The following is an 18,510-nucleotide window of genomic DNA, read 5'->3' on the forward strand; positions in this document are numbered from 1 at the left end:
ATGAGGTCGTTAGCTGATTTCGAATTTAATAAAGCGCCATTGTGTGATGGGATGATCCTGGCGTCGGAGTCTATCCGTCTGGATTTTCCAACACAATCTGTCTACGACGAACTGGAACGTCTGGTCAGTCTGGCGCAAGAAGAAATTAGCCAGCTCCTGTCTCAGGATGAGCAACTGGAAAAACTGCTGGCACTTTTTTACGGCGAATGGGGATTTACGGATACCCACGGCGTCTATCGTCTTTCTGATGCACTCTGGCTTGACCAGGTACTGAAAAATCGGCAGGGCAGCGCCGTGTCTCTGGGGGCGATCTTATTGTGGATTGCCAACAGACTGGAACTGCCGCTGGTACCGGTGATTTTCCCGACGCAACTGATCCTTCGTATTGAGTCGCTCGATGGTGAAATGTGGCTAATCAATCCATTCAATGGCGAAACGTTAAATGAGCACACGCTGGAAGTGTGGTTGAAGGGGAACATCAGCCCGGTCGCGGAGCTGTTTAACGAAGACCTGGATGAGGCGGATAACGCGGAAGTGATCCGCAAACTGCTCGACACGCTGAAATCATCACTGATGGAAGAGCGGCAAATGGAGCTGGCGCTGCGTGCCAGTGAAGCACTATTGCAGTTTAATCCTGAAGATCCGTATGAAATTCGCGATCGTGGTTTAATATACGCGCAACTCGAGTGCGAACATGTTGCGCTGACAGATTTAAGTTATTTCGTTGAACAGTGTCCGGAAGACCCGATCAGCGAAATGATTCGTGCGCAAATTAATACTATTTCGCACAAACAAATTGTATTGCATTGATTAATCACACTTTACCTACCGTTTAAGGCGATCCTATGAAACAAAAAGTGGTTAGCATTGGCGACATCAACGTGGCAAATGACCTGCCGTTCGTGCTGTTTGGCGGAATGAACGTGCTGGAATCCCGCGATCTGGCGATGCGCATTTGTGAGCACTACGTAACCGTTACTCAAAAGCTGGGTATCCCTTACGTGTTTAAAGCCTCCTTTGATAAAGCCAACCGTTCTTCCATCCACTCTTACCGTGGACCGGGCCTTGAAGAAGGGATGAAAATCTTCCAGGAACTGAAACAGACTTTTGGCGTAAAAGTGATCACCGACGTTCACGAAGCCAGCCAGGCACAGCCTGTTGCTGATGTGGTGGATGTGATTCAGCTTCCGGCATTCCTCGCTCGTCAGACCGATCTGGTGGAAGCGATGGCGAAAACCGGTGCCGTTATCAACGTGAAGAAACCGCAGTTCATCAGCCCGGCTCAGATGGGCAACATCGTGGATAAATTCCATGAAGGTGGCAACGATAAGGTTATTCTGTGCGACCGTGGTGCGAACTTTGGTTATGACAACCTGGTTGTGGACATGCTGGGCTTCAGCGTGATGAAGAAAGTCTCCGGCAACTCACCGGTGATTTTCGACGTTACCCATGCGCTGCAGTGCCGCGATCCGTTTGGCGCAGCAAGCGGTGGTCGTCGGGCGCAGGTTACCGAACTGGCGCGTGCCGGTATGGCGGTTGGTCTGGCAGGTCTGTTTATTGAAGCGCATCCGGATCCAGCCAATGCGAAATGCGATGGCCCATCCGCGCTGCCGCTGGCGAAGCTGGAACAGTTCCTGACGCAGATTAAAGCGATTGATGACCTGGTGAAAAGCTTCGACGAGCTGGATACCGAGAACTAAGAGAGTGTGACAGGCCGGAATTTCCCTCCGGCCTGCTATTTGAAAAGGGTATAAAGGTCGCCGTCAGGCACCAGACGCGCCATCGATTGTGTTATATCGGCAGAAAAGAAAACGGCCCTCAAGAGGACCGTGCGGTACGTCTAAAATAATAATCAGGCAAATATTGTCATCAGATAGGCGATAAACAGTGCCAGATGCGCTGCACCGTTAAGCACATTGGTGCGTCCGGTGGAGAAAGAGATCTGACACAGAACCAGTGATGAAACCATCACAATCATCTCTGGCGCCCCCAGCGCAAACATCAAATCATTCCCGGTTGCCCATGCAATCAGCGTCACCACCGGTACGGTCAGCGAAATTGTGGCTAACACCGAACCGAAGAATAAATTCATTGCCCGCTGTACCTGATTGCTCAGAACCGCTTTCAGTGCGCCCAGTCCTTCAGGCGAGAGGATCAGTAACGCGACCAGGAAACCCGTAAATGCGACTGGCGCATTCAGTTCAGTCAGCAAGGTCTCAAGCGGGCTGGCGTTCATCTTGGTCACGGCGATAACAGCGATCAGATGAATGATAAGCCAGGCGGCGTGCCACAGATTGCTGTGCGCAGACGGCTTACCGTGATGCGGGTCATCGTCGTCACCCTCGTCTTCATGCTCGTAAATGAACAGACTTTGGTGCGTTTTAGTTTGAATCAGCAAAAATACGCCGTACATCGCCGCAGAAATTAACGCCACCAACAGCGCCTGCGCGGTAGTGAAATTTGCCCCCGGCAACGCCATCGGGAATACCAGTACAATAATGGCCAGTGGGAACAGGGCGATTAAATACTGCTTAATACCAAATAGGTTCATATACTGAGTGGCAAATTTACGGCCACCTAACAGTAATGAAAAACCGACCAGACCCCCGGTTACGATCATAATGATTGAATACAGCGTATCGCGCATGAGCGTAGGTGCGGCATCGCCGGTTGCCATTAATGCGGAGATTAAGCTGACTTCAAGAATAACAACGGACAAACTGAGGATCAGCGACCCGTAGGGTTCGCCAAGTCGATGCGCTAATACGTCCGCATGACGGACAACGCTGAATGCGCTGCTTAATATACCAATAAGGGCCAGCGCATTAATACCGATGACCACTGGTAGTGACTGACTGCTCCCCCAGAAGAACAGTACTACCAGCGCCAAAATCGGGAAGACGAGAGAGGTCTCCTTGTGGCGGGTTTTTACCGCCTCATGTGCTTGTGTCATTGCATTAATTCTCCATCTCTGCAGGTATTTATAATTATAAAAAGTATTAAAGAATGTAAAAAATAACAGAAAACGTGGTTTTGTAGGTGACATTTTACGAAATTTTACTACATCACCTGTTTTCCCTCTCAAAACGGCCAAAAACTAATTTCTTGTTTATAGACTGTTTAATTAACAGAAGGTTAGGTAAAGAAAATTTTTAAAAATGTCCATTATTGGCGTCTCGCCGCATTGTTAACCACACTTAAGGTTTAGCCTAAAAAGAGGAGTTCACAATGCCTTATAAATCTAAAAGCGATCTGCCTGACAGCGTGCGGCACGTTCTGCCAGCCCATGCTCAGGACATTTATAAAGAAGCTTTCAACAGCGCCTGGGAACAGTATAAAGACAAATCTGACCGACGTGACGATGCCACCCGAGAAGAGACGGCACATAAGGTGGCGTGGGCCGCGGTTAAAAATGATTACCAAAAAGGTGATGATGGTAAATGGCATAAAAAGACGTAACAGTATCAATTATAATGCCTTTATAAACTCGCTTGCATCAGGCGTTAGCGAATCGTGCTACGCCGCGCGGTTACTGGCTTGCAAGCGAGCGGTGAATTGCCTATTGTCCAGCTATTGGTTTCAAAATGAGCAGTAAAAAAGCCCGGAAGGCGTCAAAAAAGTTGTCGCAGGGAAGCAGCAGTGGCGGAGGTGTAAGGTGTTAACGCGTGATTTTTTATTGAATGCCGACTGTAAGACGGCATTTGGTGCTATTGAAGAATCACTACTCTGGTCAGCGGAACAACGTGCAGCCTCACTGGCCGCCACGCTCGCTTGTCGACCAGATGATGGACCGGTGTGGATCTTCGGTTATGGATCGTTGATGTGGAACCCGGCCTTAGAGTTTGAAGAGTCCTGTACCGGCACATTAGTCGGCTGGCACCGTGCATTTTGTCTGCGCCTGACGGCGGGGCGAGGAACGGCGTGTCAGCCGGGACGCATGCTGGCCCTGAAAGAGGGCGGACGTACCACCGGTGTGGCCTACCGCTTGCCGGACGCGACGCTGGAACAAGAGCTTTCTCTGTTGTGGAAGCGAGAAATGATCACCGGATGCTATCTGCCGACCTGGTGCCAGCTGGCGCTTGATGACGGCCGTACGGTGAACGCGCTGGTGTTTATTATGGATCCGCGCCATCCGTTGTTTGAGTCAGACACGCGCGCGCAGGTGATCGCGCCGCTTATTGCCGCGGCCAGCGGACCTTTAGGCACTAATGCCCAGTATCTGTTCTCGCTGGAACAAGAGCTGGTCAAGCTAGGGATGCAGGATGATTGTCTTAATGATCTGGTGATCACGGTCAAACGATTGTTGGGAGAGAACCTGCCGGAAGGCGTTATGCGGCCAGGGTTTGCCTGAACCCGGCGTGGAATTGTATGCCCGAAAGCAAGGCGCTTTTCGGGCATGTCACGCTTAGGCTGCAATATAACTTATTGAATGCTCAAGCGACTGACTGTGGCTGTCGATCAGCACGTTCCAGACGCCGGTATAGGGCACGGTCAACCATGCGTTATCACGATCCTGCACGCTTAAGATGTCGGACTGCGTGTCTTTGACGTGATTTTTTTCGCTCATCAGGTGGATGTGACAGCGCTCGGAACAGCGCACAACCACCGTATCGCCACCAAATAACTTTAAACTTGCCTTCACTAATGCCATTTTTCACCCCGTTCTTGAAAACAACGTACTTTCTCTCGAAAGTGCTGCGTGATGTTGTTCACATTTCACTCATTGCATAACACCAAAGGGGGAGCAACAGGATGCTGATTTTGATCAAAAAATGGCATAACGATTAAACAAAAGTGACAAAACACCTAAAAAGGGTTGAACGGGCGTGCTAACGTTCAACGAAACCGCGCCCATCAAATATTAAATCCGGAAATTATCGACACTTTCAGTGCGCTTGCCTGAAAACGGTATATCAGAAGGTCAACACTTTATCTGCAGCCAGCGTCCATTGAGCCAGTTCTACCAGCGTGCCGACGGCCACCCCATCAATTAACGGCAGCGCCGTGATCCCACGACCATCGGTGCAGGTTTTGCACAGTTTTACCGGAACATTTTGCGCTGTCAGGATCTCCAGCATTTGCTGAATATTGTAGCCCTCCGCGGGTTTCTGACCACGTAATCCTGCGGTTACGGCATCAGACATTAAAAACAGACGCAGGTCGAGACCGGCTTCCTGTTCGCGCAGGGCGATAGCCAGACGCAGGCTGTTAAATAACGATTCGCTTCCATAAGCCGCTCCGTTCGCGACGATCACTATCTTTTGCATTTTTACTCCTGTTACTGCATGTAAGCGTTAATAACCGACACGTATGTTACACCTATTTCTCAATGCCAGGATAATGCCGAAAAAAGGGGGAGGGGCTGAAAATCAACGCTGAACACGTTATGGTTTAAGATAAGTATGCCACTGTGGCTAATTGATGTAAGAAACCACTAACGATTTGAGCCGTATTATCTGTTCTTCTCTTGCTATATTCGCACTCTTGCCGCTGGCAGGCGGTACTGCTAACGCGCAGTCGTCCTTTGTGCACCAGGCTGAAAACCCTTTCGATAACAATAGTGATGGCTTGCCCGATCTTGGCATGGCCCCGGAGTCGCGGGCAGGCGAAAAGCATTTTGCCGAAATGGTCAAAGCGTTTGGTGAAGCCAGCATGACTGATAACGGGCTTGATACCGGTGAACAGGCGAAGCAGTTCGCGTTTGGCCAGGTGCGAGATACGGTCAGCGAACAGGTGAATCAGCAACTGGAATCCTGGCTTTCTCCCTGGGGAAACGCCAGCATCGGGTTGCAGGTGGATAACGAAGGCAGTTTTACCGGGAGTCGGGGAAGCTGGTTTGTGCCGTGGCAGGACAATCAACGTTATCTTACCTGGAGCCAGCTAGGAGTGACGCAACAGGACGACGGCTTAGTCAGTAATGCGGGGATTGGGCAACGTTGGGTACGCGACGGTTGGTTACTGGGTTACAACACCTTTTATGACAACTTACTGGATGAAAATCTGCCCCGCGGAGGCCTCGGCGCAGAGGCGTGGGGCGAATATTTGCGCTTATCCGCTAACTATTATCAACCGTTGTCTTCCTGGCAGGATCGTTTTGCAACCCAGCAACAACGGATGGCCCGCGGCTACGATCTGACCGCGCAAATGCGGATGCCGTTCTATCAACACCTCAATACCAGCGTCAGCGTGGAACAGTATTTTGGCGACCGGGTGGATCTATTTCATTCGGGAACCGGGTATCACAATCCGGTGGCGGTGAACCTCGGGCTGAGCTATACACCGGTGCCGCTAATCACGGTGACAGCGCAGCATAAGCAGGGGGAAAGCGGCATTAGCCAGAATAACCTCGGCTTAACCCTTAGTTACCGTTTTGGCGTGCCGTTAAAAAAACAGTTGATGGTCAGTGAGGTGGCGAACAGCCGTTCACTGCGCGGCAGTCGTTATGATGATCCGCAGCGTAACAATTTGCCGACGCTGGAGTATCGTCAGCGTAAAACGCTGTCGGTATTTTTGGCCACGCCGCCCTGGGATCTCAAACCGGGAGAGACGGTGGCGCTGAAGCTGCAGGTGCGTAGTTTGCATGGGATCCGCCACCTGACGTGGCAGGGCGATACTCAGGCGTTGAGCTTAACGGCTGGCAGCAATAACCGAAGCGCGCAGGGCTGGACGATTATTATGCCGAAGTGGGACAGCAGAGAAGGTGCGACGAACCGCTGGCGGTTGTCTGTGGTGGTAGAAGATGAGCAGGGCCAGCGTGTCTCTTCCAATGAGATCACGCTATCACTGACCGAACCGTTTACTACCGTTTCGGAAAATGATCCTCGTTAACAATGACGCATGCGCGCGTTATCAGAAAATACGTTCCTGGTGCACCCATACCGCGGCTTCAACACGTGATTTGAGCTTCATTTTCTTCAGCATATGCTTCACGTGAACTTTTACCGTGCTTTCGGTGATGTCCAGGCGGCGGGCGATCATCTTGTTAGGCAGGCCCTGGGCGATGAGCTTAAGAATATCGCGTTCGCGCGGCGTCAGTTGGGTAACATCACGGTCGGACGTTGCGCGATTGGCGCGTAGGCTGGCGGCCAGAACCGGCGTTAAGGCTTCGCTCAGCACCATTTCACCGGCAGCCGCTTGCTGCAATGCTTTCAGCAAATCTTCCGGCTCCATATCTTTCAGCAGATAACCGTCGGCACCGCGCTTCAGTGCAGTAACCACGTCTTCTTCATGATTGGATACGCTAAACACAACGATACGGCCTGACAGTGATTTCTCACGCAGCTTATCGAGTGTTTCCAGACCGTTCATGCCGGGCATGTTGAGATCAAGAAGGATCAGATCGGGATCAAGGGATTCTGCCAGCTCGATACCCTGCTCACCATTGCTGGCTTCGCCGACAACGGTGATATCGGGCGCCATGCTGACAAGCTGTTTTACACCGGTTCGCAGCATCGGATGATCGTCGATCAACAGGATGGTTGCCGGTTCCAGATTACTCATGGGTATCTCCTTGGACTTCTGTGAAGTTTGTTTCGGGAATAAAAGTGACAGCAACTTCAGTACCGCCTGTCTCGCGACGGCGTACACGGCAATCGCCGCGCAAGCTTTGCGCACGGTCGCGCATGATTATCATGCCGTAGTGGTTACTGCGTTCGGCGTTTTCCGGTACGCCGCAGCCGTTATCTTGCACTGTAAGTTTGACCTGCTTACCATTTTGCACCACCGTCACGACTACTTCATCGGCCTGAGAGTGTTTGAGGGCGTTGCTCAGGGCTTCGCGCGCAATTTGTAGCAGGTGAATCGCCTGATGCGAAGGGACCAGACGCGGTGGCAACTGATAATCCAGCTTAACCGTAAAACCAAAACGCGCGCTGTATTCCTGACAGCTGGCTTCCAGCGCCGGTCTTAATCCAGGTTCCGTCAGCTGTAAACGGAATGTCGTTAACAGCTCGCGCAGTTGCGCCCAGGAGGCGTTCAACTCGTTACGAATCTGACTGAGCAGCTCGCGGCAGTTATCTGAAAGCGCATCGCCCTGCATCTGCAAACAGCTCACCTGCATCTTCATACAGGAGAGCGATTGTGCAATAGAATCATGAAGTTCGCGCGCAATGGTGGCACGCTCTTCCATCACGATCAACTGCTGCTGACGCTCCTGATGCCTGTCGAGTGCAAGCGTTGCGGTCAGTTGCTCAACCAGGGTATCAACCAGTTGCTGCTGATCGTGGCTGAGATGGCGTCCGTACGGCAAAGTCGCGAGCAGGATACCATACTGGGTATGGGCGTCGGTTAGCCGCCATTTCAGTGTGATACCGCCGTCAATGGCGGGTAGCGTACCGCGCGGACACAAATGGCAGCCTTTCTCATCACAGCTGACATTGGACTGGCAGGTAAATTCCTGATGATTATCTTCATCTTCCAGGTCATAGACCCGCAGTTCAATATCATGCAGCAGGGTCAAATTTTGCAGACCGTTCAGTACCGGAGAGAGGCGTTCGCACAACGGCACCTGAGAGTGCAGACGGCGGTTGGCTTGCCACAGGAAAGAGAGGATCTGATTTTTGTGCTCCAGACCCGCCGTTTTCTCCTGTACCCGCTGTTCCAGCACCGCGTAACTTTCGGCCAGTTCTTCCGACATATTATTCAGCGCCGAGCCCAGCGCTGCCATCTCATTACGCCCACTGATATGTGCGCGTTGGGTAAAATCACGTTGACTGACGGCTCGCGCCATCGCCAGCAGTTGTTTCCACGGCTGTAACAGGCGCACGCGCAGCCAGATAATGGTGAAGACCAGCAGCAACGCCATAAATACGGCCATCAGGCGATGCAGCAGAACGACGCGTTCAATGCGTAATTCGGTGGTATGGTCAAAGGCGGTGACCAGCTTATCCAGTCCGCCCACAAAGCGCCTGACATCCTGCGCTACCGCATCAGGCGTTTGCGCATGCGCAAGCCCCGGTGCCAGTTTGGTGTGCCAGTAATCCTGTAAGGCTTTTAATTGCGCCTGTTGTCCGTCACGCTGCGCGGCACGCGTCAATTCCGGGCTAAACGCCGTTTGCTCCATTTCATCCAGTAGTGGTTGATCGTTGGCGTCCAGCGGTATGGCTGCCAGCAGGCGATAGCTTTGCATGCGTAGCGATCCCGCTTTGTTGATTGCATGCGCGCTACCCTGAACGCCCTGAACCAGCCAGCCAGAGACTGCCATACCCGCCACGCCGATGGCAGTAGACAATAAAACAATCAGCGCCACCTGGTTGACCAGCGTAAGCGGGGAAAGACAACGTTTAAACATGGTGACTTGTTCCTTCGGGTTTTCGTAAAACCGAAAACCTTATTGAATGACGATTCTGCTGCAGGCAGTGGCGTTATTCTCGGCGATACACTGGAGTATACCCATACCTCAAACGGGCTACCCCTTAATTGCCGCCAGAGGGAGAGATCCTAAACGAGGGGGAGTAGGGGACGACAGAAGCGTGAAAAACCACATCTTTTTTACCGAAGTTATGTACTCATTTAGGATGATGATAAATTTCAGGCATCAATAATGACACCTTTTCCTTTGATTTATATCAACTTACCTCCAGCTGTAAACCCTAATGTGGCAGGCATCGAAACAAGTATCAGAGGTGTCTATGAGTCACTCATCTGCCCCGGAAAGGGCATCTGGAGCTGTAATTACCGAATGGCGGCCGGAAGATCCCGCCTTCTGGCAGCAGCGTGGTCATCGAATCGCTAGCCGTAACCTGTGGATTTCCGTCCCTTGCTTGCTGCTGGCGTTTTGCGTGTGGATGTTATTTAGCGCCGTGGCGGTGAACTTACCGAAAGTCGGATTTGATTTCACCACTGAACAACTGTTCATGCTGACGGCATTACCTTCGGTGTCCGGTGCGCTGCTGCGTGTACCGTACTCCTTTATGGTCCCCCTGTTTGGTGGACGTCGCTGGACGGCGTTCAGCACCGGTATCCTGATCATTCCTTGCGTATGGTTAGGTTTTGCGGTGCAGGATACCTCCACACCATTTAGTACCTTTATCATTATCTCGCTGTTGTGCGGTTTTGCCGGTGCGAACTTTGCCTCCAGTATGGCAAACATCAGCTTCTTCTTTCCAAAACAGAAGCAGGGCGGCGCGCTGGGTCTGAACGGTGGTCTGGGTAACATGGGCGTCAGCGTGATGCAGTTGGTCGCTCCGCTGGTGGTTTCACTGTCAATCTTTGCCGCATTTGGCAGTCAGGGTGTTGAACAACCGGATGGTACGCAGCTGTATCTGGCAAACGCTGCATGGATTTGGGTCCCGTTCCTGGCTGTTTTAACGCTGGCCGCATGGTTTGGTATGAATGAACTGGCAACCTCAAAAGCTTCGCTGAAAGAGCAATTGCCGGTGCTGAAACGCGGGCACCTGTGGATTATGAGCCTGCTGTATCTGGCAACCTTCGGTTCATTTATCGGTTTCTCTGCCGGTTTCGCGATGCTGTCAAAAACGCAGTTTCCTGAGGTACAGATCCTGCATTACGCCTTCTTTGGACCGTTGATTGGCGCTCTGGCTCGTTCAGCAGGCGGCGCAATCTCTGACCGACTGGGGGGGACCCGCGTAACGCTGGTGAACTTCGTGCTGATGGCTATTTTCAGTGCCTTACTGTTCCTGACGCTGCCATCAAACGGTGTCGGTGGCAACTTTATCGCCTTCTTTGCGGTGTTCCTGGCGCTGTTCCTGACGGCTGGTCTGGGGAGTGGTTCAACCTTCCAGATGATCTCTGTTATCTTTCGCAAGCTGACGATGGACAGAGTGAAAGCTGAAGGCGGTTCAGAAGAGAAAGCGATGCGCGAAGCAGCGACCGACACCGCGGCAGCGCTGGGCTTTATTTCAGCTATTGGTGCGATCGGCGGCTTCTTTATCCCGAAAGCATTCGGTACGTCCCTGGCATTAACTGGCTCCCCGATCGATGCGATGAAAGTATTCCTGATCTTCTATGTCGCCTGTGTGGTTATCACCTGGGCGGTGTACGGACGTCATTCTAAAAAATAAAAAAGTAGTAACTGTTGATTATCCATTGCGCGGTGTTAGACCGCGCTTTTTTTTGCCCGCTATTAGTTACAACATACTTTTATATTGTGACGCGACAACAGCCTGTTAGAACGGTGCTCGCAATATGCTAAACAGGGGGGATACCCCTTAATACCCACTTATAAAGAATTTAACATTTGTATGATGAGTGGGTTTAAAAAACTCAATAAAATTCAATATGTTGATTGATTTGTCGATATCCCACTAAGGGGGTATGTGAAAATCGACCCTTAATTTTCATCCCTGCCTGCCTTGATCGTTATCAATTCTCACGCCCTTTCAGAGCGTTACCTTCGCTCTCAATCAAGCAATGTCGATTTATCAGAGAGCCGTCAGGCTCCTACAGGAGAAAACCGATGAGTAAATTCCTGGACCGGTTTCGCTACTTCAAGCAGAAGGGCGAAACCTTTGCCGATGGGCACGGCCAGCTTCTCAATACCAACAGGGACTGGGAGGATGGATACCGCCAGCGTTGGCAGCATGACAAAATCGTGCGTTCAACCCACGGTGTAAACTGCACCGGCTCATGCAGCTGGAAAATCTATGTGAAAAATGGTCTGGTGACCTGGGAAACCCAGCAAACTGACTACCCACGCACTCGTCCAGATATGCCCAACCACGAGCCTCGCGGCTGCCCGCGTGGTGCAAGCTATTCATGGTATCTCTACAGCGCTAACCGTCTGAAATACCCGCTGATGCGCAAACGTCTGATGAAGATGTGGCGTGAAGCAAAAAGATTGCACAGCGATCCGGTAGATGCATGGGCATCCATTATTGAAGACGCCGATAAAGCAAAAAGCTTCAAACAAGCGCGTGGTCGTGGTGGATTCGTTCGTTCTTCCTGGCAGGAAGTGAATGAGCTGATTGCCGCATCTAACGTTTACACCATCAAAACCTATGGTCCTGACCGCGTCGCAGGCTTCTCGCCAATCCCGGCGATGTCGATGGTTTCTTATGCGTCCGGCGCACGTTATATGTCGCTGATTGGCGGGACCTGCCTGAGCTTCTATGACTGGTACTGTGACCTGCCGCCAGCCTCCCCGCAGACCTGGGGCGAGCAGACCGACGTACCGGAATCTGCCGACTGGTATAACTCCAGCTACATTCTGGCATGGGGCTCTAACGTACCGCAGACCCGTACCCCGGATGCGCACTTCTTTACTGAAGTTCGTTACAAAGGCACCAAAACAGTAGCAATTACCCCGGACTACGCAGAAATCGCCAAACTGTGCGACCTGTGGCTGGCTCCGAAGCAGGGAACCGATGCGGCGATGGCAATGGCGATGGGTCATGTCATGCTGCGCGAGTTCCACCTCGATAACCCGAGCCAATATTTCACCGACTACGTACGTCGTTATACCGACATGCCAATGCTGGTGATGCTCGAAGAGCGCGACGGCTACTATGCTGCTGGTCGTATGCTGCGTGCTGCGGATCTGGTTGACTCTCTGGGCCAGGAAAATAACCCGGAATGGAAAACTGTCGCTATCAACAGCAACGGCGAAATGGTTGCGCCAAACGGTTCAATTGGTTTCCGTTGGGGCGAAAAAGGCAAATGGAACCTTGAGCAGCGCGACGGCACGTCCGGTGATGAAACCGAACTGCAGCTCAGCCTGCTGGGTAGCCAGGATGATATCGCTGAAGTGGGATTCCCGTACTTTGGTGGCGAAGGCACCGAGCACTTCAGTAAAGTCGAACTGGAAAACATTCTGCTGCATAAATTGCCCGTTAAACGCCTGCAACTGGCCGATGGCTCTACGGCGCTGGTGACCACCGTTTACGATCTGACTATGGCCAACTACGGCCTGGAACGTGGTCTGAACGATGAAAACTGCGCGACCAGCTACGATGACGTGAAAGCGTACACGCCAGCTTGGGCAGAAAAAATTACAGGCGTATCACGTTCTCAGATTGTGCGCATCGCCCGTGAATTTGCGGATAACGCAGATAAAACGCACGGTCGTTCGATGATTATCGTCGGCGCCGGTTTGAACCACTGGTACCACCTCGATATGAACTATCGTGGCCTGATCAATATGCTGGTGTTCTGTGGCTGTATCGGCCAGAGCGGCGGCGGCTGGGCCCACTACGTAGGGCAGGAAAAACTGCGTCCGCAAACCGGCTGGCAGCCGCTGGCGTTTGCTCTTGACTGGCAGCGTCCGCCTCGTCATATGAACAGTACCTCCTACTTCTATAACCACTCCAGCCAATGGCGCTATGAGACGGTGACTGCGCAGGAACTGCTATCCCCAATGGCAGACAAATCCCGCTATAGCGGTCATTTGATTGACTTTAACGTTCGCGCTGAACGTATGGGCTGGTTACCGTCTGCGCCGCAGTTAGGGACTAACCCGCTGTATATCGCGAAAGAAGCGCAGAAAGCAGGTATGACGCCGGTGGACTACACCGTTAAATCCCTGAAAGAAGGTTCTATTCGCTTTGCGGCAGAGCAGCCGGAAAACGGTAAAAACCATCCGCGTAACCTGTTTATCTGGCGTTCAAACCTGCTCGGTTCTTCCGGTAAAGGGCACGAGTACATGCTCAAGTATCTGCTGGGTACTGAACATGGTATTCAGGGCAAAGATCTCGGCCAGCAGAGCGGCGTGAAGCCAGAAGAAGTGGAATGGCAGGATAACGGACTGGACGGCAAACTGGATCTGGTCGTTACGCTGGACTTCCGCCTGTCGAGTACCTGTCTGTATTCCGATATCGTGCTGCCGACTGCTACCTGGTATGAAAAAGACGACATGAATACCTCGGATATGCATCCGTTTATTCATCCTCTGTCTGCGGCCGTTGACCCGGCCTGGGAATCGAAGAGCGACTGGGAAATCTATAAAGCCATCGCCAAGAAATTCTCTGAAGTTTGTGTGGGCCACCTCGGTAAAGAAACCGACGTCGTTACGCTGCCGATTCAGCACGACTCCGCCGCTGAACTGGCGCAGCCGCTGGACGTGAAGGACTGGAAAAAAGGGGAATGCGACCTGATTCCAGGTGTTACGGCACCGCACATCATGACCGTAGAGCGTGATTATCCGGCAACGTACGAGCGTTTCACCTCCATCGGTCCGTTGATGGAAAAAATCGGTAACGGCGGTAAAGGGATTGCCTGGAACACCCAGAGCGAAATGGATCTGCTGCGTAAGCTCAACTACACCAAGGCTGACGGTCCGGCGAAAGGGCAACCGATGCTGGATACCGCAATTGATGCTGCTGAGATGATCCTGACGCTGGCTCCGGAAACTAACGGTCAGGTTGCCGTTAAAGCCTGGGCGGCGCTGAGTGAATTTACCGGTCGTGACCATACGCATCTGGCGCTGAATAAAGAAGACGAAAAAATTCGTTTCCGCGACATCCAGGCGCAGCCGCGCAAAATTATCTCCAGTCCGACCTGGTCAGGTCTGGAAGATGAACATGTGTCTTATAACGCCGGTTATACCAACGTTCATGAGCTGATCCCATGGCGTACGCTGTCTGGTCGCCAGCAGTTGTATCAGGACCACCAGTGGATGCGTGACTTCGGTGAGAGCCTGCTGGTGTATCGTCCGCCAATCGACACCCGTTCGGTGAAAGCGGTGATCGGCGAGAAATCTAACGGTAACCCGGAAAAAGCGCTCAACTTCCTGACGCCGCACCAGAAATGGGGTATCCACTCCACCTACAGCGACAACCTGCTGATGCTGACGCTGTCTCGCGGTGGTCCGATTGTGTGGATGAGCGAAGTTGATGCGAAGGATCTGGGTATCGAAGATAACGACTGGATCGAAGTCTTCAACAGCAACGGTGCGCTGACGGCGCGTGCAGTTGTCAGCCAGCGTGTGCCGGCTGGGATGACCATGATGTACCACGCGCAGGAACGTATCGTTAACCTGCCGGGTTCTGAAATCACCCAGCAGCGCGGCGGGATCCACAACTCGGTAACCCGTATTACGCCGAAACCAACTCACATGATCGGTGGTTATGCGCAACTGGCATACGGCTTTAACTACTACGGTACCGTCGGTTCAAACCGCGATGAGTTCGTAGTTGTACGTAAGATGAAGAACATTAACTGGTTGGATGGCGAAGGCAATGACCAGGTACAGGAGAGCGTAAAATGAAAATTCGTTCACAAGTCGGCATGGTGCTGAATCTCGATAAGTGCATCGGCTGCCACACCTGTTCAGTGACCTGCAAAAACGTCTGGACCAGCCGTGAAGGTATGGAGTACGCCTGGTTCAATAACGTCGAAAGTAAGCCTGGCGTTGGCTTCCCGAACGACTGGGAAAACCAGGAAAAATGGAAGGGCGGTTGGATCCGTAAAATCAATGGCAAGCTGCAGCCGCGCATGGGTAACAAAGCACTGCTGCTGGGTAAAATCTTTGCTAACCCGCATCTGCCGGGCATGGATGATTACTATGAGCCGTTTGATTTTGACTACCAAACGTTGCACAACGCCCCAGCAGACAGTAAGGCGCAGCCGATTGCCCGTCCGCGTTCGCTGATCACCGGTCAGCGGATGGATAAAATCACCAGCGGTCCGAACTGGGAAGAAATTTTGGGGGGCGAGTTCGAAAAACGCGCCAAAGACCAGAACTTCGAAAACATGCAGAAGGCGATGTACGGTCAGTTCGAAAATACCTTCATGATGTATCTGCCGCGTTTGTGTGAGCATTGCCTTAACCCGGCGTGCGTGGCGACCTGCCCAAGCGGCGCTATCTACAAGCGTGAAGAAGATGGCATCGTGCTGATCGACCAGGACAAATGCCGCGGCTGGCGTATGTGTATCACTGGCTGCCCGTATAAGAAGATCTACTTCAACTGGAAGAGCGGGAAATCTGAGAAGTGCATTTTCTGCTACCCGCGTATCGAAGCCGGTCAGCCGACCGTTTGCTCCGAAACCTGCGTAGGCCGTATTCGTTACCTCGGCGTACTGCTGTATGACGCAGATGCGATCGAAAGTGCGGCAAGCACGGAGCACGAGAAAGATCTGTACCAGCGTCAACTGGACGTGTTTCTCGATCCGAACGATCAGGCTGTTATTGAACAAGCGCTGAAAGATGGTATTCCGCTGAGCGTCATTGATGCCGCACAGCAGTCGCCGGTTTACAAAATGGCGATGGACTGGAAGCTGGCGCTGCCGCTGCATCCGGAATACCGCACGCTACCGATGGTCTGGTATGTGCCGCCTTTGTCACCGATCCAGTCTGCCGCCGATGCGGGTGAGCTGGGCAGCAACGGTATTCTGCCGGACGTTGACAGTCTGCGTATCCCGGTTCAGTACCTGGCGAACCTGCTGACCGCAGGCGACACTCAGCCGGTACTGTTGGCGCTGAAACGTATGCTGGCGATGCGTCACTACAAACGTGCGGAAACCGTTGACGGTAAAGTTGATACCCGTGCGCTGGAAGAGGTGGGCTTAAGCGAAGCGCAGGCACAGGAAATGTATCGTTATCTGGCGATTGCTAACTACGAAGATCGTTTCGTGGTACCGAGCAGCCATCGTGAACTGGCGCGTGACGCGTTCCCGGAGAAAAGCGGTTGTGGCTTTACCTTCGGTGACGGTTGCCACGGTTCTGATACTAAATTCAATCTGTTCAACAGCCGCCGCATCGACGCTGTCGATGTGACCAGTAAAACGGAGCCGCACCAATGATTGAACTTGTCATTGTTTCGCGTCTGCTCGAGTACCCGGATGCTGCCTTGTGGCAGCATCAGCAGGAACTTTTCGATGCACTCGCGTCATCTGAGAACCTGGATAAAGAGGATGCCCAGACTCTGGGCATTTTCCTGCGCGATCTCACCGCGCAGGACATGCTGGATGTGCAGGCAAGCTATAGCGAACTGTTTGACCGTGGCCGCGCCACCTCGTTGCTGCTGTTTGAACATGTACACGGCGAGTCCCGCGATCGTGGTCAGGCTATGGTTGACCTGATGGCGCAGTATGAACAGCACGGTCTGCAGCTCGACAGCCGCGAACTTCCCGATCATCTGCCGCTGTATCTGGAATACCTTGCGCAGTTGCCGAAAAGCGAAGCATTAGGGGGGTTACAGGATATCGCGCCGATTCTGGCGCTGCTCAGCGCTCGCTTGCAACAGCGTGAAAGCCGTTATGCGGTGCTGTTCGATCTGCTGTTAAAACTGGCGAATACCGTTATCGACAGCGATAAAGTGGCTGAAAAAATTGCAGATGAAGCGCGTGACGATACCCCACAAGCGCTGGATGCGGTCTGGGAAGAAGAGCAGGTGAAATTCTTCGCCGATCAGGGGTGTGGTGAGTCGGAAATTTCCGCTCACCAGCGTCGTTTTGCCGGGGCCGTTGCGCCGCAGTATCTGAATATCACCACCGGAGGACAGCAATAATGCACTTCCTGAATACGTTCTTCTTTGACATCTATCCGTACATCGCGGGTTCTGTCTTTCTGATTGGCAGTTGGCTGCGTTATGACTATGGGCAGTATACCTGGCGCGCGGCTTCCAGTCAGATGCTGGATCGCAAAGGGATGAACCTGGCGTCAAACCTGTTCCACATCGGGATCCTGGGGATTTTTGCCGGGCACTTCCTTGGCATGCTGACACCACACTGGATGTATGAAGCGTGGCTGCCGCTTGAAGTGAAACAAAAGATGGCGATGTTCGCGGGTGGTGCCAGTGGTGTGATGTGTTTGATTGGTGGCGTCCTGCTGCTGAAACGCCGCCTGTTCAGCCCACGTGTGCGGGCGACCACTACCGGAGCGGACATTCTGATCCTCTCCCTGCTGGTGATCCAGTGTGCGCTGGGCCTGCTGACCATTCCGTTCTCCGCCCAGCATATGGACGGCAGCGAGATGATGAAGCTGGTGAACTGGGCGCAGACAGTGGTGACCTTCCAGGGAGGTGCGTCTCAATATCTGGATGGCGTTGCGTTCATTTTCCGTATGCACCTGGTGCTGGGTATGACGCTGTTCCTGTTGTTCCCGTTCTCGCGTCTGGTGCACATCTGGAGCGTTCCGGTCGAATATCTGACGCGCAAATACCAGATTGTTCGTGCGCGTCATTAATCGGTTATCTGTGTAAGACAAAACCCTGCTCCGGCGGGGTTTTTTTACGACTAATTGCCGGATAAGCATTGTGCATCAGGCAAATTGCCGACCCGAATTGAGGCTTGATCGAGGGTCGGGTATGGGGCATTACAGATGGATTGGATGCTGGTGCTTTATGAGGTGATGGTGGTGGGGGAAGGATTACTCAGCGCGGTGCGCTTCGCCCTTCGGGTCGTTGCCTGCGGCAACGCTTTCTCGCCAACGCTTTCTCGCTAACGCTCGAATCGAACCTGAGTCGAAGCTTCTCATCCTTCCCGTCTGGGCAGAATATGAAGCATAACAGATGGATTTGATACAGGTGCTTTATGAGGTGATGGTGGTGGGGGAAGGATTACTCAGCGCGGTGCGCTTCGCCCTTCGGGTCGTTGCCTGCGGCAACGCTTTCTCGC

At 52.6% G+C, this 18,510-nt stretch carries 15 protein-coding genes and 2 other RNA genes; 10 read left to right on the forward strand and 7 right to left on the reverse strand.

All coding sequences use genetic code 11. The annotated features are described in order from the left end of the window. Positions 1 to 810 (forward strand): invasion regulator SirB1, encoded by an 810-nt coding sequence (gene sirB1, locus KQJ19_RS10910; protein WP_181627348.1) that lies wholly within the window; start codon positions 1 to 3, stop codon positions 808 to 810. A gap of 35 nt (positions 811 to 845) precedes the next feature. Continuing rightward, a complete protein-coding gene (gene kdsA, locus KQJ19_RS10915; RefSeq protein WP_016156739.1) occupies positions 846 to 1,700 on the forward strand; it encodes a 3-deoxy-8-phosphooctulonate synthase in 855 nt (284 codons plus the stop codon). Between the two features lie 152 nt (positions 1,701 to 1,852). Here the strand turns inward: kdsA and chaA are convergent, their stop codons facing one another. Then, entirely contained in the window at positions 1,853 to 2,953 is a 1,101-nt protein-coding gene (gene chaA, locus KQJ19_RS10920) for a sodium-potassium/proton antiporter ChaA (RefSeq protein ID WP_016153289.1), read from the reverse strand. A gap of 275 nt (positions 2,954 to 3,228) precedes the next feature. On the opposite strand from chaA, the gene chaB reads away from it, so the two are divergent. Next, positions 3,229 to 3,459, forward strand: coding sequence for a putative cation transport regulator ChaB (chaB, locus tag KQJ19_RS10925; protein WP_103766368.1), 231 nt, complete (start codon positions 3,229 to 3,231; stop codon positions 3,457 to 3,459). A gap of 196 nt (positions 3,460 to 3,655) precedes the next feature. After that, the gene (locus KQJ19_RS10930; protein WP_095715907.1) at positions 3,656 to 4,351 is read left to right on the forward strand and encodes a gamma-glutamylcyclotransferase; all 696 of its coding nucleotides are present in this window, start codon (positions 3,656 to 3,658) and stop codon (positions 4,349 to 4,351) included. A gap of 54 nt (positions 4,352 to 4,405) precedes the next feature. On the opposite strand, the gene KQJ19_RS10935 is transcribed toward KQJ19_RS10930, so the two are convergent. Both KQJ19_RS10935 and KQJ19_RS10940 read right to left on the reverse strand, forming a co-directional pair. After that, entirely contained in the window at positions 4,406 to 4,651 is a 246-nt protein-coding gene (locus KQJ19_RS10935; protein WP_003833405.1) for a DUF1883 domain-containing protein, read from the reverse strand. Between the two features lie 262 nt (positions 4,652 to 4,913). Further along, positions 4,914 to 5,267, reverse strand: coding sequence for a DsrE/DsrF/TusD sulfur relay family protein (locus KQJ19_RS10940; protein WP_016156736.1), 354 nt, complete (start codon positions 5,265 to 5,267; stop codon positions 4,914 to 4,916). A gap of 175 nt (positions 5,268 to 5,442) precedes the next feature. Between KQJ19_RS10940 and KQJ19_RS10945 the strand changes: the two genes are divergently transcribed. Then, the gene (locus tag KQJ19_RS10945) at positions 5,443 to 6,828 is read left to right on the forward strand and encodes a YchO/YchP family invasin (protein ID WP_072161095.1); all 1,386 of its coding nucleotides are present in this window, start codon (positions 5,443 to 5,445) and stop codon (positions 6,826 to 6,828) included. 21 nt (positions 6,829 to 6,849) lie between these two features. Here KQJ19_RS10945 and narL read toward each other — a convergent pair whose 3' ends face one another. Further along, positions 6,850 to 7,500, reverse strand: a complete 651-nt coding sequence (gene narL / locus KQJ19_RS10950) for a two-component system response regulator NarL (protein WP_003020756.1) — start codon at positions 7,498 to 7,500, stop codon at positions 6,850 to 6,852. Then, positions 7,493 to 9,289, reverse strand: coding sequence for a nitrate/nitrite two-component system sensor histidine kinase NarX (narX, locus tag KQJ19_RS10955; protein ID WP_016156734.1), 1,797 nt, complete (start codon positions 9,287 to 9,289; stop codon positions 7,493 to 7,495). The genes narL and narX overlap by 8 nt, the downstream gene beginning before the upstream one ends. Before the next feature lie 340 nt (positions 9,290 to 9,629). On the opposite strand from narX, the gene KQJ19_RS10960 reads away from it, so the two are divergent. From KQJ19_RS10960 to narI, 5 genes are all read left to right on the forward strand, one after another. Beyond that, positions 9,630 to 11,021 carry a NarK family nitrate/nitrite MFS transporter gene (locus KQJ19_RS10960; RefSeq protein ID WP_216403653.1) on the forward strand — a complete coding sequence of 464 codons (1,392 nt, stop codon included), beginning with the start codon at positions 9,630 to 9,632 and terminating at the stop codon, positions 11,019 to 11,021. 395 nt (positions 11,022 to 11,416) lie between these two features. Further along, positions 11,417 to 15,160, forward strand: a complete 3,744-nt coding sequence (locus tag KQJ19_RS10965) for a nitrate reductase subunit alpha (protein ID WP_047358964.1) — start codon at positions 11,417 to 11,419, stop codon at positions 15,158 to 15,160. After that, on the forward strand, positions 15,157 to 16,695 hold the full coding sequence (narH, locus tag KQJ19_RS10970) for a nitrate reductase subunit beta (protein WP_216403654.1): 1,539 nt from the start codon (positions 15,157 to 15,159) through the stop codon (positions 16,693 to 16,695). The genes KQJ19_RS10965 and narH overlap by 4 nt, the downstream gene beginning before the upstream one ends. After that, positions 16,692 to 17,402: a nitrate reductase molybdenum cofactor assembly chaperone gene (narJ, locus tag KQJ19_RS10975; protein ID WP_016153282.1), complete on the forward strand. Its 711-nt coding sequence runs from the start codon at positions 16,692 to 16,694 to the stop codon at positions 17,400 to 17,402. Before narH ends, narJ begins: the two co-directional genes overlap by 4 nt. Then, complete coding sequence (gene narI, locus KQJ19_RS10980; RefSeq protein ID WP_016153281.1) at positions 17,402 to 18,079, forward strand: respiratory nitrate reductase subunit gamma; 678 nt, start codon at positions 17,402 to 17,404, stop codon at positions 18,077 to 18,079. Before narJ ends, narI begins: the two co-directional genes overlap by 1 nt. 166 nt (positions 18,080 to 18,245) lie before the next feature. Here narI and KQJ19_RS10985 read toward each other — a convergent pair. Both KQJ19_RS10985 and KQJ19_RS10990 read right to left on the reverse strand, forming a co-directional pair. Then, a non-coding RNA gene (locus KQJ19_RS10985) (RtT sRNA) lies at positions 18,246 to 18,391 on the reverse strand. A gap of 44 nt (positions 18,392 to 18,435) precedes the next feature. Further along, positions 18,436 to 18,510: non-coding RNA, RtT sRNA (locus KQJ19_RS10990), on the reverse strand; the annotation flags it as partial.

This window comes from Citrobacter sp. S46_ASV_140, from assembly GCF_018919545.1.
GTDB lineage: Bacteria > Pseudomonadota > Gammaproteobacteria > Enterobacterales > Enterobacteriaceae > Citrobacter > Citrobacter braakii.

Excerpts from the sequence above, each read along its gene's own strand:
- sirB1 (WP_181627348.1), top strand. The coding sequence starts at position 1 with ATGAGGTCGTTAGCTGATTTCGAATTTAATAAAGCGCCATTGTGTGAT.
- kdsA (WP_016156739.1), top strand. The coding sequence starts at position 846 with ATGAAACAAAAAGTGGTTAGCATTGGCGACATCAACGTGGCAAATGAC.
- chaA (WP_016153289.1), bottom strand. The coding sequence starts at position 2,953 with ATGACACAAGCACATGAGGCGGTAAAAACCCGCCACAAGGAGACCTCT.
- chaB (WP_103766368.1), top strand. The coding sequence starts at position 3,229 with ATGCCTTATAAATCTAAAAGCGATCTGCCTGACAGCGTGCGGCACGTT.
- KQJ19_RS10935 (WP_003833405.1), bottom strand. The coding sequence starts at position 4,651 with ATGGCATTAGTGAAGGCAAGTTTAAAGTTATTTGGTGGCGATACGGTG.
- KQJ19_RS10940 (WP_016156736.1), bottom strand. The coding sequence starts at position 5,267 with ATGCAAAAGATAGTGATCGTCGCGAACGGAGCGGCTTATGGAAGCGAA.
- narL (WP_003020756.1), bottom strand. The coding sequence starts at position 7,500 with ATGAGTAATCTGGAACCGGCAACCATCCTGTTGATCGACGATCATCCG.
- narX (WP_016156734.1), bottom strand. The coding sequence starts at position 9,289 with ATGTTTAAACGTTGTCTTTCCCCGCTTACGCTGGTCAACCAGGTGGCG.
- KQJ19_RS10960 (WP_216403653.1), top strand. The coding sequence starts at position 9,630 with ATGAGTCACTCATCTGCCCCGGAAAGGGCATCTGGAGCTGTAATTACC.
- KQJ19_RS10965 (WP_047358964.1), top strand. The coding sequence starts at position 11,417 with ATGAGTAAATTCCTGGACCGGTTTCGCTACTTCAAGCAGAAGGGCGAA.
- narH (WP_216403654.1), top strand. The coding sequence starts at position 15,157 with ATGAAAATTCGTTCACAAGTCGGCATGGTGCTGAATCTCGATAAGTGC.
- narJ (WP_016153282.1), top strand. The coding sequence starts at position 16,692 with ATGATTGAACTTGTCATTGTTTCGCGTCTGCTCGAGTACCCGGATGCT.
- narI (WP_016153281.1), top strand. The coding sequence starts at position 17,402 with ATGCACTTCCTGAATACGTTCTTCTTTGACATCTATCCGTACATCGCG.